Raw genomic sequence first — 15,637 nt, forward strand, 5'->3', positions numbered from 1 at the left:
ATTCATGACTTCTGATGTATAAAAATTAGTTTTTTTCTAACATTTCAATGATTTGGTTGGCAACAACTTTTGCGCTTTGCTCATCAGTATGAATTGTTATATCCGCTATCTCTTCATACATAGGATTGCGTTCATCGGCTAACTTTTCTAAAACTTCGCGAGCGGGCTCATCCACTTGTAAAAGAGGACGTTTTTTATCGCGTTGTGTGCGGGATAGTTGCTTCTCAATGGTGGTTTCGAGATACACGACAACCCCACGAGCGGACAAGCGGTTACGCGTCTCTTTGGATTTAACAGAGCCACCACCTGTTGCTAAGACAATGCCTTGCTTTTCAGTGAGTTCATTGATGACTTTCTCTTCGCGATCGCGAAAGCCTTCTTCACCTTCTAGGTCGAATACCCAACCTACATCTGCGCCAGTGCGTTTTTCAATCTCGTGATCGGAGTCAAAGAACTCCATATTAAGCTGTTGAGCTAACTGACGACCAATAGTGCTTTTTCCGGCTCCCATTGGTCCAACCAGAAAGATATTGCGTTTCTCTGCCATGTTTTTTGGTATTACTACGATTATTCGTTAATGATCACCCGCCCCGCCAATCGAATTAGCGGCGGGACCTAAACTGAAACCTCATAAGTGATGATGTGAGATCAGATAAGAAAATTATCTCAATACATCAACCTGAATTGCAACTATATAAATATGGCACTTAGAAAACAAAGTGCCATATTCTTCGTTGCGGGTTTCTATATATTTGAGCCGTCTACATTACATAATGCATTGTTTAGCGAGCTTATTAGCAGGTTGTTTATTCCACTAAATGAATGGAACCTGTTAATTATAAAGCAAAATTTCTGTAGCTATTTTATAAGCGGCTGATAGTTTGTTCTTTCATCTACCGATAGTTAGAACACTCAATGGATAACCTTGTATGCTAAAACGACCTCAGCGTCAAATTTATCCGGTATGTTTATGGCACAAAAAGTAATAATTTCACGGTACTTTGAGGAATTAAACATTCAACTAATTGAATGTATAGGCGTTATTTTTTACGCTAAATCTTAATAAGTTTTGGTGTAATAAATACCAGTAAAACACGCTTATCAACGTGTTGTGTCTTATTGATAAATAAACTCCCTAATAGTGGAATTTGAGAGAGAAATGGGATGCCTGAATCCGTTTTTTCTTGCTTCTGTTGAAAAATACCGCCAAGTATTAACGTATTATTATTTTTAATGGTGACAGAGGTTGCTATCTCTTGTTTATTAATGGCCAGATGTTGGCTGGGATTGATAGTGAGAGCGGCATCTGGGGAGTTATGACTGATTTTTAATACCATTTCCACTCTGTCATCTCGGGCAATGGTTGGTGTGACTTCCATACCTAATACCGCATCTTTAAACTGGACATGGCTTTTTTTATCGGAGGTGGTGACATAGGGAATTTCGCTGCCTTGTTGGATACTGGCGGGCTGTTTGTGGGATGCCATCAAGCGTGGGCTCGCAATAATCGACAGTAAATTTTCTTTTTCTAGTGCGTTCAGCTTCATTTCAAGTAAGCCTTCTCCGAGTCGTAATACATTCAACGCCATTTGGCCGGATTGGCTGCTATATCGATTATAGCGGCTGAGATGACCGTCAGTCGCTGATTCACCAGACATTCCCCATTCTAAACCTAGGGCCTGCAAGGCGGTGCGCGAACTGCTGATGATGTGGGCGGTGATTTGCACTTGCTGCTGAGGAATATCTTTTTGAACAAGCCATGTTTCAATTAATGCCAAGCGTTCTTTGGTGTCCGTAATGATCACACTGTTGGTGGTGACATCAAAGTGGGCGATGCCTTTATCGGATAGTAGACGAATGTCAGGCTCCGTGAGCTGTTGATGAACGGTTTGAGCATCGATAGATACTAATGGAAAAATTTTTTCGGTGAGAATTATTTCCGGCGCTTTAGGTGGAATGATGGTGTCTAAGAGTTGGGTATCTTCTTCTGTTGGGGATATGGGTTCAAAAGGGTCTCGGGGTGTTTCGGCATACCCGAAGAAAGAGCTGCATAGCATTAACATTAATATGGGAACGCAAAAATTAGTGTTGCTCATTAGGTTGTTCATCCTTGATAAATGAGAGCGATAAATTGGCAGTTAGTTGCTGATTTTTAGCCGTCAAAATAACGTCAGAAAATTGCCAATGTTGCTGGAGTAGCGTATGGGTGAGTGATTGCATAAATTCGAGGAGATCCTTAAATTTTCCTTGGATCTCAAGTTGGTACTGAGAATTCAACGGATCCGATGACTGAAGCTGATTTAAGACAACATTGTTATTTGCAATGAGCTGCTGTAAGTGCAGAACAAAGAACTGAGGATCTAAGGTAATTTCTTCATTCGAAGGGAATGAAGCGAGTTCCTGTGCTAGCCAAACCCGAGTCGGATTTTGGGCGAAAAACTGGCTACTTACTTGATTTTGTCGGTGCAAGACAGAACCGTTTTGTTGTAAATCTACCCATTGATTTTGCTTGTCTTGCAAAATGAAGGTATAGCCAGCGGCAATGCTTACCACCAAAATCAACGGTATCGTTAAATATTGTTGCCAAAGGGGGCGGTACCAAAAAGCGGCAAAGTGGTTATTCATCAACGACACCTCGATAATCGGCAATAAGGTGCAGTTGGTTAATGGCAGCAACCCGCCGTAACGTACGCAGTTGCACGTTACCAACTTGGGGTGCTTGGCCAAATTGGGTTAACAGTAAGTTCAGGTCTTGAAAGCGATAACTGAGTGCTTTAATTTCTAAACGCCCTTCACGCAGCTGAAAGGTGGATAGCCAACTTTTAGGTGGCGTGAGATTGGATAGCGACTTTAATAGGCTGAGTAAGGCATGGTTATGTTGCGCATAGGATTGACGCTGATTTTGCAGAAGCGTGAATTTGTCTAGCTGTTGTTGCTGCGTTTGTAATTGTGTTTTTAGCTGTTCAATGTGTTGTTGATGTTTCTGTTGAGCTGCAAGGTATAAGTGGGCTTGAGATATATCCTCTAGAAGCAAACTGATTAAATAACCAAAGATAGCGATCACAGAAATACAGCTGATCCCCGTCACCATTAAAAAATAGCGTCGCTGGCGAGTGAGCTTATCGGTTCGCCAAGGTAGGAAGTTAACCTGATACATATTAAAGATCCCCATGACGCAGAGCCAGCCCTGCGGCAATCACAAAATCCCCCAACTGGCGGGGTAATTTGATGGGGTATTGATGAAAAGCTTGCAGTAAATCCCATCGAGATTCTACGCCTTGAATATCGTGGTCACTAATACAGTAAATCGGTAATTTTAAGGCTTCAGGATCGTCAGTTAATAAGGATTGTATTTGGTTAATATGCACTGATTGATTATCTTGAGTCGGGTTATCGTTTTGAATATGACTATAACTTGCAGGTTGGCTGATAGGCCCTGACCAGAACCATTCATTTTGGCGATAATAAACAATCCAACATTCATTAGGTAACTGAGCATGCCGAGCAAGGTAGCGCAGTGCGATGGGGGCAATATCGACAGCTAGCAAGTGGTAGCCGCTCTCCAGTAATAAATCTTGCCAAAAGGTAATATCAGATTGGCGTGCGGCATTGAAGTAAACTTGTTGCCCAATGATCCGATAATCTACAGCAAGCTCTTGAGCTTGCATGGGGAAAAGTTGGTCAACTTGCGCCTGTAAATACCAGCTTAGTTCTGGTTGCTGTAGGCTCATTTGGTTGGGAAGTGAGACCTGTTTTTGGAGCGATCTTAATGAGGGTAACGCAATAGAAACTGAACAGTTTTTAGGTAATTTCTGACGCCATTGTCGCAGAATATTGCGTAAAATTACGCGGTGTTCATCAAGGGCATGTAATGCACTGTCAAAAGGTAGTGCTTGTTGCCAGCATTCACATAACGACCAGAATTTGCGATGTTTTTTTACTGCAACTAACTGAATGTGGTGCTGTGATAGCTCAATTCCGATGTGCCATTTTGGTGAATACATACATAATATCCTTATCATTAACAATTAAATTACGTTTTCTATTGTGCTGTATAAGCTTTATACTATGCAGTAGTGATATCTAAACCCGCCTGTCAGTTGCATATGGGAATTCTTCGGTGAAGTTCGTAAAATATTTTTTAATTCTGGTTTTCTGTTGCATTTTTTTGGGAAGCGCCTCGATTTATGGCATGTACAAATATGTCGAAGGTGAGCTGCCTGATGTCGCAACAATGAAAGACATTCGTCTGCAAACACCAATGCAGGTATTCAGTGCAGACAATGAACTGATCGCCCAATATGGTGAAAAACGCCGTATTCCATTGCCATTAGCTGACATTCCTCCGATGTTAGTGCATGCCTTTATTGCAACAGAAGATAGCCGCTTCTATGAACACCACGGTATTGATCCAATTGGTATTTTCCGTGCGGTGACTGTGATGGCTTCATCGGGTCATGCATCGCAAGGGGCGAGTACCATTACTCAGCAACTGGCGAGAAACTTCTATTTAAGCCCAGAAAAAACCTTGATGCGTAAAGCAAAAGAGGCATTTTTGGCAATTCGTATCGAACAGTTATTTACCAAAGATGAAATTATGGAGCTGTACCTGAATAAAATTTATTTAGGTAACCGTGCTTATGGTGTGGGGGCAGCCGCTTATGTTTATTTTGGTAAAACAGTCAATGAGTTGACGTTGAGTGAAATGGCGATGATTGCTGGTCTACCGAAAGCGCCGTCAACATTCAACCCGCTTTACTCTTATGACCGTGCGGTTAACCGCCGTAACGTAGTACTAATGCGGATGTTAGAAGAAAAATACATCACGCAAGACCAGTACGAGCAAGCGAAAAGCGAAAAAATTGTTGCCTCTTATCACGCACCAAAAGTGGATTTTTCCGCGCCTTATTTAGCGGAAATGGCACGCCAAACGATGTATGAAAAATACGGTGAAGATGCTTATACCGATGGTTATAAGGTGTACACCACGGTTGTGCGCAAAGACCAGTTAGCGGCGACCGAAGCCGTACGTAATAATTTGATAGATTACGATATTCGCCATGGTTATCGCGGTCCTGCGGAAGTGTTATGGAGTGGAAGCCAAGCCGCATGGGATAAAGAGAAAATCCTGGAGAAACTGAAAAAATTACCGAACTACGGCTCATTGGTTCCGGCTGTTGTTCTTTCGGCAAGTAGCAGCGATGCGAAAGTGATGCTGGCGGATGGCTCGGACATCCAAATTACGATGGCGGGTGTGCGCTGGGCGCGTAAGTTTATTTCGGATACTCAGCAAGGTGGCTCGCCATCTGCGGTGAACAAAGTTGTGCAGCCGGGTGAGCAAATTTGGGTTCGTCAGGTTAAAGATAGCTGGTGGTTAGCACAAGTCCCTGATGTGAACGCGGCATTTGTTGCATTGAATCCGAATGATGGTGCAGTGATAGCCCTTGTGGGTGGTTTTGATTTTAATATGAGTGAATTTAACCGCGTGACGCAATCATTGCGCCAAGTGGGCTCAAATATTAAGCCATTCTTGTATACCGCAGCGATGGATAAAGGCTTAACGTTATCGTCATTACTCAATGACGTGCCGATTAGCCGTTGGGATGCGGGTGCCGGTTCAGACTGGCGTCCGAAGAACTCACCACCGCGCTATGCAGGTCCTATTCGTCTACGCCAAGGCTTAGGTGAATCGAAAAACGTGGTGATGGTACGTGCGATGCGCGCCATGGGTGTGGATTATGCCGCGGATTATTTAACGCGTTTTGGTTTCCCGAAAGAGAATATTAACCGCACAGAAGCGTTGGCGCTGGGCGCTCCATCATTTACCCCAATGCAAATGGTGCGTGGTTACGCCGTGATGGTGAACGGGGGATACCTTGTTGATCCTTACTATATTTTGAAGATTGAGAATCACAGCGATGAAGTGATTTTCGAAGCGAAACCAAAAATTGCATGCCCAGAGTGTACAAATATTCCGGTCATTTATGGGGATACGGCACGTACGATTGCGTTGAGTGATTCTGAAGGCGAAGATGCAACAGAGGAAGTAACTCAGTCGAATAATAATGTGGTGGAACAAGAGCCAACCATGGCACTGTCTACGGCTGCAGAACAGCAGAGCCCTGAAGACCAATATGCCCCGCATGTTATTAGTACACCGCTAGCGTTCTTAATTCGCGATGCGATGGTAACAAATATTTATGGCGAGCCAGGTTGGTCAGGTACTGGTTGGCGTGCGGGTCGTGATCTGGGTGGTCGTCGAGACATTGGCGGGAAAACAGGTACCACGAATAGCTCGAAAGATGCGTGGTTCTCCGGCTATGGCCCCGATATTGTCGCTTCTGCATGGATTGGCTTCGATGATAACAAGCGCACATTAGGCCGTACTGGAATAAGCGGCGGTGAAGCGGGTGCGAAGAGTGCTCAGCCGATTTGGGATGACTTCATGAAAGCTGCCCTTGACGGTGTTCCGGTGAAAACCATGCAACCGCCAAAAGGGATTATTTCAGTCACTATTGATACTCGTACAGGTAAACTCTCATCCGGCGGGCCTTCTCGTAGTGAGTACTTTATCGAAGGAACTGAGCCGAAAGAGCGCGCGGTACAAGAGGTTGGAACGACCATTTCAACGGAAAATGGAGCCAGCCAAGAGCTATTCTAATGAGCTGTTTTGAGTGTAAATAAACTGCACCCCATCGCCGTTTGGCATGGGGTGTAATTATTTAGGGTATTGAATAAATTGAATATCGATGTGGCGTTATTTCGCGTTATTTTTTAAGTAACGTTCCACATAAAACAACGCACTAACATTGCGGGCTTCATTGAAGTCTGGGTGGTCGAGGAGTTCCATCATACGTGCAATCGGCCATTTGACTTGTTGCAGTGGTTCTGGCTCATCCCCCTCAAGTTTTTCGCTAAATAGGTCGTTAGCTATAAGTATGTTCATCTTGCTGGAAAAGTAAGATGGGGACATGGTGAGTTTTGCTAAAGGGGTAATTTGGCGAGCCCCATAACCGATTTCTTCTTTGAGTTCACGCTGAGCAGCCTCAAGAGGGGCTTCTCCTGGGTCTACAGCTCCTTTAGGGAAGCCTAGCTCATAGTTTTCGATACCCACGGCGTATTCTCGGATCAGAATCAGGTGATCATCAATGATGGGGACGATAAGAACCGCTTCACGCTTTGCGGGGCGCATTCTTTCATAAACACGTTTTTCACCATTACTAAATTCGAGGTCAACAGATTGGATACTGAATAATTTTGATTGAGCAACATCTTGAATATTCAGGATTTTTGGTTTTTTTAACTCTGTCATAACGATTTCCGAATCAGGTGAATGGGATCCATGAGGGCAAGCATACATTGTCTTTAACTATGACGCATATCAAAAAAAAATGATAGAGATTATAGGGTGGAGAAAATGCTGTTAGTATAATCTACTTATGAAAATCGCACTGATTAATAAGTAAAACATTTTATTTACAACATATTGTAAAATAAAACAAAAACTGGAAGAGAATAGGAATTGGCTTATATAGTGAAAAGCATTACGTTGCTATGCTTTTTAGGTAGACAATTCTGTTGAGAAAAAAATGCTAAACACCGTCATTATACTGGCTCTGATCATAGCTAGCCTAATTATAATGGTTTCCGTTCTGTTTTTCCGGCGGGGACGGCGTTCTAGTGTCTATCAAATACCCTCTCTAGCGACACCCGCGTTTAAAAAAATGATTGAGTCTGATTTCCAGACTATCACCCAGTATCTTAATCACAGTGCATCTAAAAACCTTCATTCGCCTTCCCAAACTGCATGGCAAATACGAAAAAATGCCACTGTTGCCACCATCTGCAATGCCATTACGCGATTTAATTTGCGTCAAGAGCAAGGGCAGGGTTGGCGCTATTTTATTGATACGATTGAAGTTCAGTTGCCTTCTCAACTAGAACCGTTTTTACAACGACAAAATGTCATGGAAATTGTGGAAACGGATCATTTGCCTTTAATTGTTGCTCTCAATAGCCACTCATTGAAAGAATTTAGCTATGAATGGGAAGTTCCTTCAGAGGAGTCTAGGTCTCAACCTGAGGCTGATATCCATGAAGGGGAACCGAACACCATTCAATTGTTGAAGATGCGTAAGGAAAGTAAAGAGGAGCATCGACTCCATAATTCTTCTGGGTGGTTAGGGGCGATCGTGGTAAGCCTCAGTTTTTTTATCGGCTATCTGACGATTGTTTCTATTCCCATTTTTCAAGGATGGGGGCTGACACTAGCGGCAGTGGTGTTTATCCTCGGGATGTTTTTATTATTTCGTTTGCGCCTTTTTCCTAAACCCTATCAGGATGTGCAATGTATTTATGGGCAAGCCAAACGCTGGGAGCTGTACGGAGAGTTAGATAAAAAGTACTCTTCCACCATTTCGATAGGGGGCGTGGACTTACACTATCCTAGCTATTGGCTTCCCTACTTAAAATATGAATTAGGCCACCCTACCAATATTGATCTCTATTCGACGGGAGAGGTATTACGGTACGGTCGTTGTCTCTCTATTCATGAAGAGGAACGCTATTACCCCTATAAACGATTTAAAAAGAATGTGCTGATGTTTTTCAGTGCATTGTTCGTTTTGGCGATGGTGTTTTCTTATCAATCGATTAGCTTGCCAGTGAAATTAGGGTTTGCGTGGATTGAAGGGGCGAAAAAAGTCAGTGTTGTTGACCCTTCAGATTTAACAGCGCGTAAAATTAGAGTTGGAGATACATTATCGGCGAAGGGAATGGGGATGTGTTATCGCCCACCTAATTTGAATGATGCCAACCAAGCGTTGTTTGTGCCTTTTGATTGTTCGGGTGTGTATTGGAATAATATTAACCTGATTACTGAGCCACAATCTGAGATTGTGAATCGAGCCATCGATTTATTGAATAGCGTAAAAAATCAATTACATCCAGATAAAGATGCCCCGGGAATTAACCCAAGATTACAGCGTGAAATTATGAAATCGGGGATGAATATTATTTTCGATTTTTCAGAAATCGTATTAAAAACTAACGCATTGTGTGATCAACAAGATCATTGCATTAAACTCAAAAGCGCATTGTCTAATTTGGGTGGAAGTGTCGATGATTGGCCAGGGTTAGTGAATAAAGCGTCCTCAGGAAAATTAAGTGGTGCGCATGTTTTATTACGTGCAGGAAGTGCTGATGCCTTGGAAAACTTAGTTGAAGACACCACATATGATTTCATCAAGCAAGAACTTGAGAAGGAAGTTCGTAAACTCAATAGTCCACCACCGGGTGGGGTATTGTTGATCAGCGATGAAAACCGCCCGCTGGTAGACATAATGCCAGTCAGTTCACTGAGCGAAATGAACCAAGTTCAGCGATGGTATGAGTTAAAGCGCTTATCCAGCATTCTGATTAATACCCCGTTTGATGTTGAAGGGGTTATCACGAACATTTCGACAGATGCCAATGGCACATTGCAAGTGGTGGTTCATGAGCGCTTGGATGAAGATGTGTTATCAGAATATGTCTGCCGTTCAATGTTGGTTTTCTTCTTGATCATTTGTACCTTGATAAATGGAACATTAATTATTATTCGAGTTTTGAATAACAAACGGCGTTTGCGTAAAATCACTGAATATTACGATAAATGCTATGAGGCAGATAATCCTTCCGAGTCTAGATAGTATTATCCTTCCCTGACCATGGAGCCTCATTTTGGTTTGGCATTCAAACTAAGTGTGAGGAGGCACCATGAAGCCGTTATCGACAAATCAATCTTCAACAAAGCCATCATCCGCTGAGCCAGTTCGCCTTGATAAATGGCTATGGGTTGCACGTTTTTACAAAACACGTTCAATTGCTCGTGAGATGATTGATGGCGGAAAAGTTCATTATAATGGGCAAAGAAGTAAGCCGGGCAAAATTGTTGAATTGGGTGCGATGATAAAAGTGCGTCAAGGAAATGATGAGCGGATTGTCGAAGTACTAGGGATCAGCAATCAACGTAAAGGCGCACCAGAAGCTCAGCTACTCTACCGTGAAACCGTAGAAAGCCTTGAACAACGCGAAAAGATGGCGATGGCACGTAAGATGAATGCACTCACGATGCCACATCCTGACAGACGTCCCGATAAAAAAGAGCGTCGGACTCTGCTAAAATTTAAACACACGAATTCCCATGAATCGTCTTAATAGACTGCCTGAGTAATAGAGAGAAATTATGGCTAAACAAGACCAACTCCACCGTTTCCTGTTTGAACAGCACGCGGTACGTGGAGAAATGATTACTGTCGATGAGACTTTTCATCATATTCTAGAAAATCATGATTACCCAGAAGCCGTCAAAATGCTGCTGGGCGAACTGCTGGTTGCGACCAGCTTACTGACTGCTACTTTAAAATTTGATGGTGATATTACCGTTCAAATCCAAGGTGATGGCCCAGTTAAGTTAGCCGTGATTAACGGTAATAATTTACAACAAATGCGCGGTGTTGCACGTGTTGATGGCCCTGTTGTTGCGGGAAGTACGTTACAGCAAATGATTGGTAACGGGTTTATTGTCATCACGATTACACCAAAACAAGGTGAGCGTTATCAAGGGATTGTGGCGATTGAAGGCAACAGCATTGAAGAGAGTATTGATGCTTATTTCCGCCAATCTGAACAGTTACCAACCCGTCTGTTTATCCGTGTTAGTGAACAAGATGGAAAAGCGATTGCTGGCGGGATGTTGCTGCAAGTTTTACCGGCAGCAGGAGAGACTAGCCACGAGTTTTTTGATCACTTAGTGCAACTGACCGCGACTATCAAAGGCAAAGAGCTCAGCGAATTAGACGTGAAAGAGGTACTTCATCGTCTGTATCATGAAGAAGATGTCACGCTGTATGACCCACAATCTGTTGAGTTCCGTTGCACTTGTTCACGTGAACGTTGTGAAGCGTCTTTAGCGACATTAACCCATGAAGATGTTATGGATATTTTGCACAAAGATGGGAAAATTGATATGGAGTGTGAATATTGTGGCTCGCACTATGTATTTATTGAATCCGATATCATCGGGTTAAATAATGAGCGAAATCAGCAACTTCACTGATACGATTTAGCAACCTAATTATGTGACGAGGGTGCAATTTTGCACCCTTTTTTTATAATTTTAAAGGATTATAACGTGCTCTAAGTCTCATTATGAATTAAAAAAAATTATACATTTTCAATTCTTTGATAACTATCGCTGTTAATTAGTCGTAAAGATTTATGATCGTCGGCAGAATAGCTATGTTTACCAGGAGCAATATAATGAGCGCTAAAAGCATTACCCTGAAGGATCTCGAAAAGTACGGCATTCATGACGTCGCTGAAGTTGTTTATAACCCAAGTTATGAGCTGTTATTTCAGGAAGAAACCAAGCCAGGTCTTGAAGGTTATGAACGCGGTACCGTCACTACATTAGGTGCTGTTGCTGTTGATACCGGTATTTTTACAGGACGTTCCCCAAAAGATAAATATATCGTTCGCGATGATGTCACCCGTGATACCGTTTGGTGGGCTGACCAAGGTAAAGGTAAAAACGATAACAAACCAATGAGCCAAGAGGTTTGGAGCAGCCTGAAACACTTAGTGACCGAGCAGTTATCAGGCAAACGTTTGTTTGTTGTGGATGCATTCTGTGGTGCGAACGCAGATACTCGTCTGAAAGTCCGTTTTATCACTGAGGTTGCATGGCAAGCTCACTTCGTGAAAAACATGTTCATTCGTCCATCCGATGAAGAGTTAGTGGGTTTTGAACCAGACTTTATCGTGATGAACGGTGCAAAATGCACTAATCCGAATTGGAAAGAACAAGGTCTGAACTCAGAAAACTTTGTTGCTTTCAACTTAACTGAGCGTATGCAGTTAATCGGTGGTTCTTGGTACGGCGGCGAAATGAAGAAAGGGATGTTCTCTATGATGAACTACCTGCTGCCATTAAAAGGCATCGCATCAATGCACTGCTCTGCAAACGTCGGTGAAGAAGGCGACGTTGCGATTTTCTTCGGCCTGTCTGGTACTGGTAAAACCACACTGTCTACCGATCCAAAACGTAAGTTAATTGGTGATGATGAGCACGGTTGGGATGATGACGGCGTATTTAACTTCGAAGGCGGTTGCTACGCGAAGACTATCAACCTGTCTAAAGAAGCTGAGCCAGACATCTATGGCGCAATCAAACGTGATGCGTTATTGGAAAACGTCATGGTATTGGCTGATGGCTCAGTTGATTTCAATGACGGTTCTAAAACTGAGAACACCCGTGTTTCTTACCCTATCTACCACATCGAAAATATCGTAAAACCAGTTTCTAAAGCGGGTCATGCGACAAAAGTTATCTTCCTGACGGCAGATGCATTCGGTGTGTTACCTCCAGTTTCTCGCTTAACGCCAGAACAAACTCAGTACCACTTCTTGTCTGGTTTCACAGCGAAGTTAGCAGGTACAGAGCGTGGCGTAACTGAACCAACTCCAACATTCTCTGCATGTTTCGGTGCGGCGTTCTTATCTCTGCACCCAACGCAATACGCGGAAGTGTTAGTGAAGCGTATGGAAGCGGCTGGCGCGAAAGCATACTTAGTCAATACAGGCTGGAACGGTACGGGCAAACGTATCTCTATTAAAGATACTCGCGCAATCATCGATGCTATCTTAAGTGGCGATATCGAAAAAGCCGATACTATCAAGCTGCCAGTATTTGATTTAGAAGTGCCAACAGCATTACCGGGTGTGGATACCAATATCCTTGACCCACGTAATACTTACGCTGATAAATCTCAGTGGGATGAAAAATCTAAAGACTTAGCGGATCGCTTCGTGAAGAACTTCGATAAGTACACGGATACCCCTGCAGGTGCAGCACTGGTTAAAGCTGGTCCTAAACTGTAATTTCGGGTAGCTCATATAAAAAAAGGCTCTACAACCATTGAAGATAACTTCATGGTGTAGAGCCTTTCCCATTGGTGTTAGCGTTTACTTACCTGAAAAATTATTCCGCAGCAGGCAAGTCAAAAACTAAAATTTCACTGTCTTCATCAGCTTTAATGGTTAACTGATTTTCTTGCCAAATGGCTAAGCCATCGCTAGCCGTCGCTTTCTGCCCGTTAACTTCAATATTGCCTTTAACGACTTGGATCCAAACAACGCGTTTCTCTGCGATGTCGTAGGTGCTTTGCTCATTAGCTGGCAATGCCCAGCGCCATAAGGTCATGTCTTGGTTAACTTTCAGCGAGCCATCGCGTGCATCTGGCGATAACACCAATTGCTTACCACTTGTTGAATCAAAGCGTTTTTGCTCGTAACGTGGTTCTATGCCATTTTTATCTGGAATGATCCAAATTTGGTATAAACGCAGCTCTTTTTCATTACTTGGGTTGTATTCAGAGTGACGAACACCTGTTCCCGCGCTCATGATTTGGAATTCACCTGCTGGTATTTGTTCCATATTGCCCATGCTATCTTTGTGCTCAACGGCACCATCCAGTACGTAGGTCAATATTTCCATGTCTTTATGAGGGTGAGTACCGAACCCTTGTCCCGCAGCGATGTAGTCTTCATTGATGACTCTTAACGCTGAGAAACCCATAAATTTCTCATCATAATAGTTAGCGAACGAGAAAGTGTGCCAACTGTCCAGCCAACCGTGGTTTGCGTGTCCGCGTTCATTTGCTTGGCGTAAATAGATCATTGAGTCATCTCCTTAAAAGCGGATATCCAATTTTCATTGGGCTCTTGCTTAACTTGTTGATGACAGTTTAGCCAAATTGCAGAAAGAGAAAAGTAGGCGGTATTAACCATAGGATCCAAAAAATTTGAATAAGATTCCGAGGTATCACCAAGATGATTTGTGGTATGAAATAGCAAGTTTTAGCAGGGGGGAGATACAGTGTATCAATGGCAAGGCACAGATAAAAAAATAGCCAGCATAAGCTGGCTAAAGTAAACACTGGAAGCAATGTGAGCAATGTCGTACCTCCTACAAGAGACTGACTAAGTTAAGTCGCCTGCGGAAGATGTGATAATGATAATAGTTATCACTATCGTTTGTAAAGGGTTATTTTTAACCAATTTTAGATTTATTTAAACCCAGTGCTCAACTGCCTGATTTGGTTGGAATTAAATAATATCCATTATTTTTCAATGGATTAAATAATTTCATAAAAGGGTGAGCGATTAAGCTTGATGGGGTAAGTTTTCCGCACACGCAGAAGCGGAACTCCACGCCCATTGGAAATTGTATCCCCCTAACCAACCTGTCACGTCCATCACTTCTCCAATAAAATAGAGGCCGGAAGACTTGAGCGATTCCATGGTTTTGGATGAAATTTCATGAGTATCGACGCCGCCAAGAGTCACTTCCGCAGTACGATAACCTTCTGTGCCGTTAGGTTGTACTTGCCAGTTATGTAATACGTCATCGAGAGCATCAATCTGTGCGTGGGTGAGTTGCTTGAGTGGGCAATCTGGAATCTGTCCAAGTTGTTGTAAAACCTCAATTAAGCGTTTAGGCAGCAGTGTCGCTAAGGTATTTTTGAGTGATTGATTAGGGCGCTGTTGTTTCTCATTGGTCAGAAATTCCCCCAATGAAAGCTCTGGAAGTAAGTTAATACTCACATACTCGCCGGGTTGCCAGTAATTCGAAATTTGTAAAATTGCAGGGCCTGATAGTCCCCTGTGGGTGAACAGGATATTTTCTTTAAATAGGACGCCGCTTGCGGATGTGACCGTTGCCGCTACGGAAACCCCAGAGAGGGCTTGCAGCGCTTCAAGTAGAGGCTTGTGTAAGGTAAAGGGAACGAGTGCAGCACGGGTAGGGATGATGCTGTGCCCAAATTGTTCGGCAAGGCGATAGCCAAACGGAGTTGCACCTAAACCCGGCATTGAAAGCCCCCCAGTCGCGACCACCAGTAAGCGAGTACTTACTTGATCCCCATTTACCGTGACAACATATCCGTCATCCGTTTTGTCGACTTGGGTGACTTCACTGCGTAGCTTGATAGTGACATTGGGCTGATCGCACTCACTTTTCAGCATATCGACGATATCTTGCGCACTATTGTCGCAAAATAGCTGTCCTAAGGTCTTTTCGTGATAAGGGATCTGATATTTACCAACAAGCTCAATAAAATCCCATTGTGTATAGCGAGCAAGTGCTGACTTACAAAAATGAGGGTTAGTTGAGAGATAGTTATTGTGATCGGCGTACATATTAGTGAAATTACAGCGTCCACCACCGGACATCAAAATTTTACGCCCTAATTTTTTACCGTTATCCAGCACAAGGGTATTTAAACCACGCTTACCCGCGAGTGAAGCGCAAAATAACCCGGCCGCGCCTGCACCTAAAATAATAACGTCAATATTTCTCACAATTAGAGCTCTCTATATGTATATGATTTTTATCGCAATTACGATTATTTGCGCCGCTATTTTACGCGATTTAACGTAGGTTGTAATGCAGCGGATCATCGAAGAATTAATGAAAAGTATGGTAGACGTATTATAATTAGGAAAAATCGCGAAAAAAGACTATTTCCCCCAGATATTCATAAATTATCATAAAAAAAGTTTCAAAAATTCAGAATAACTTTAATTATGGTAACTA

General features: G+C 42.9%; 12 protein-coding genes and 1 pseudogene. 5 read left to right on the top strand and 8 right to left on the bottom strand.

Annotation, left to right across the window (positions count from 1 at the left end):
* Positions 1 to 25 precede the first annotated feature (25 nt).
* From aroK to pilM, 5 genes are all read right to left on the bottom strand, one after another.
* Positions 26 to 547: a shikimate kinase AroK gene (gene aroK / locus GKR74_RS00925; protein WP_036950109.1), complete on the bottom strand. Its 522-nt coding sequence runs from the start codon at positions 545 to 547 to the stop codon at positions 26 to 28.
* A 505-nt stretch (positions 548 to 1,052) separates the two neighbouring features.
* A complete protein-coding gene (locus tag GKR74_RS00930) occupies positions 1,053 to 2,096 on the bottom strand; it encodes a transporter (RefSeq protein ID WP_154602137.1) in 1,044 nt (347 codons plus the stop codon).
* The gene (locus GKR74_RS00935) at positions 2,083 to 2,625 is read right to left on the bottom strand and encodes a hypothetical protein (protein WP_154602138.1); all 543 of its coding nucleotides are present in this window, start codon (positions 2,623 to 2,625) and stop codon (positions 2,083 to 2,085) included. The genes GKR74_RS00930 and GKR74_RS00935 overlap by 14 nt, the downstream gene beginning before the upstream one ends.
* Complete coding sequence (locus GKR74_RS00940; protein ID WP_154602139.1) at positions 2,618 to 3,157, bottom strand: PilN domain-containing protein; 540 nt, start codon at positions 3,155 to 3,157, stop codon at positions 2,618 to 2,620. The genes GKR74_RS00935 and GKR74_RS00940 overlap by 8 nt, the downstream gene beginning before the upstream one ends.
* A 1-nt stretch (position 3,158) precedes the next feature.
* Positions 3,159 to 4,004: a pilus assembly protein PilM gene (pilM, locus tag GKR74_RS00945; RefSeq protein ID WP_154602140.1), complete on the bottom strand. Its 846-nt coding sequence runs from the start codon at positions 4,002 to 4,004 to the stop codon at positions 3,159 to 3,161.
* A gap of 116 nt (positions 4,005 to 4,120) precedes the next feature.
* On the opposite strand from pilM, the gene mrcA reads away from it, so the two are divergent.
* Entirely contained in the window at positions 4,121 to 6,661 is a 2,541-nt protein-coding gene (mrcA, locus tag GKR74_RS00950) for a peptidoglycan glycosyltransferase/peptidoglycan DD-transpeptidase MrcA (protein ID WP_181477783.1), read from the top strand.
* A 96-nt stretch (positions 6,662 to 6,757) separates the two neighbouring features.
* Here the strand turns inward: mrcA and nudE are convergent, their stop codons facing one another.
* The gene (gene nudE, locus GKR74_RS00955; RefSeq protein ID WP_154602142.1) at positions 6,758 to 7,312 is read right to left on the bottom strand and encodes an ADP compounds hydrolase NudE; all 555 of its coding nucleotides are present in this window, start codon (positions 7,310 to 7,312) and stop codon (positions 6,758 to 6,760) included.
* Positions 7,313 to 7,589: 277 nt separating this feature from the next.
* On the opposite strand from nudE, the gene GKR74_RS00960 reads away from it, so the two are divergent.
* The 4 genes and pseudogenes from GKR74_RS00960 (at position 7,590) to pckA (ending at position 12,921) form a co-directional block, all read left to right on the top strand.
* Positions 7,590 to 9,689 (top strand): IgaA/UmoB family intracellular growth attenuator, encoded by a 2,100-nt coding sequence (locus GKR74_RS00960; RefSeq protein ID WP_154602143.1) that lies wholly within the window; start codon positions 7,590 to 7,592, stop codon positions 9,687 to 9,689.
* 67 nt (positions 9,690 to 9,756) lie between these two features.
* Positions 9,757 to 10,197, top strand: coding sequence for a ribosome-associated heat shock protein Hsp15 (gene hslR / locus GKR74_RS00965; protein WP_154602144.1), 441 nt, complete (start codon positions 9,757 to 9,759; stop codon positions 10,195 to 10,197).
* A gap of 28 nt (positions 10,198 to 10,225) precedes the next feature.
* Positions 10,226 to 11,116 (top strand): annotated as a pseudogene (gene hslO, locus GKR74_RS00970) (Hsp33 family molecular chaperone HslO).
* Between the two features lie 185 nt (positions 11,117 to 11,301).
* A complete protein-coding gene (pckA, locus tag GKR74_RS00975) occupies positions 11,302 to 12,921 on the top strand; it encodes a phosphoenolpyruvate carboxykinase (ATP) (RefSeq protein ID WP_154602146.1) in 1,620 nt (539 codons plus the stop codon).
* 100 nt (positions 12,922 to 13,021) lie between these two features.
* Here pckA and GKR74_RS00980 read toward each other — a convergent pair whose 3' ends face one another.
* Together GKR74_RS00980 and GKR74_RS00985 are read right to left on the bottom strand one after the other, a co-directional pair.
* On the bottom strand, positions 13,022 to 13,720 hold the full coding sequence (locus GKR74_RS00980; protein ID WP_154602147.1) for a pirin family protein: 699 nt from the start codon (positions 13,718 to 13,720) through the stop codon (positions 13,022 to 13,024).
* A 485-nt stretch (positions 13,721 to 14,205) separates the two neighbouring features.
* The gene (locus GKR74_RS00985; RefSeq protein ID WP_181477786.1) at positions 14,206 to 15,402 is read right to left on the bottom strand and encodes an NAD(P)/FAD-dependent oxidoreductase; all 1,197 of its coding nucleotides are present in this window, start codon (positions 15,400 to 15,402) and stop codon (positions 14,206 to 14,208) included.
* Positions 15,403 to 15,637 lie beyond the last annotated feature (235 nt).

Origin of the sequence: Providencia sp. wls1914, assembly GCF_009706645.1 — a bacterium.
Taxonomy (GTDB): Bacteria; Pseudomonadota; Gammaproteobacteria; order Enterobacterales; family Enterobacteriaceae; genus Providencia; species Providencia zhijiangensis.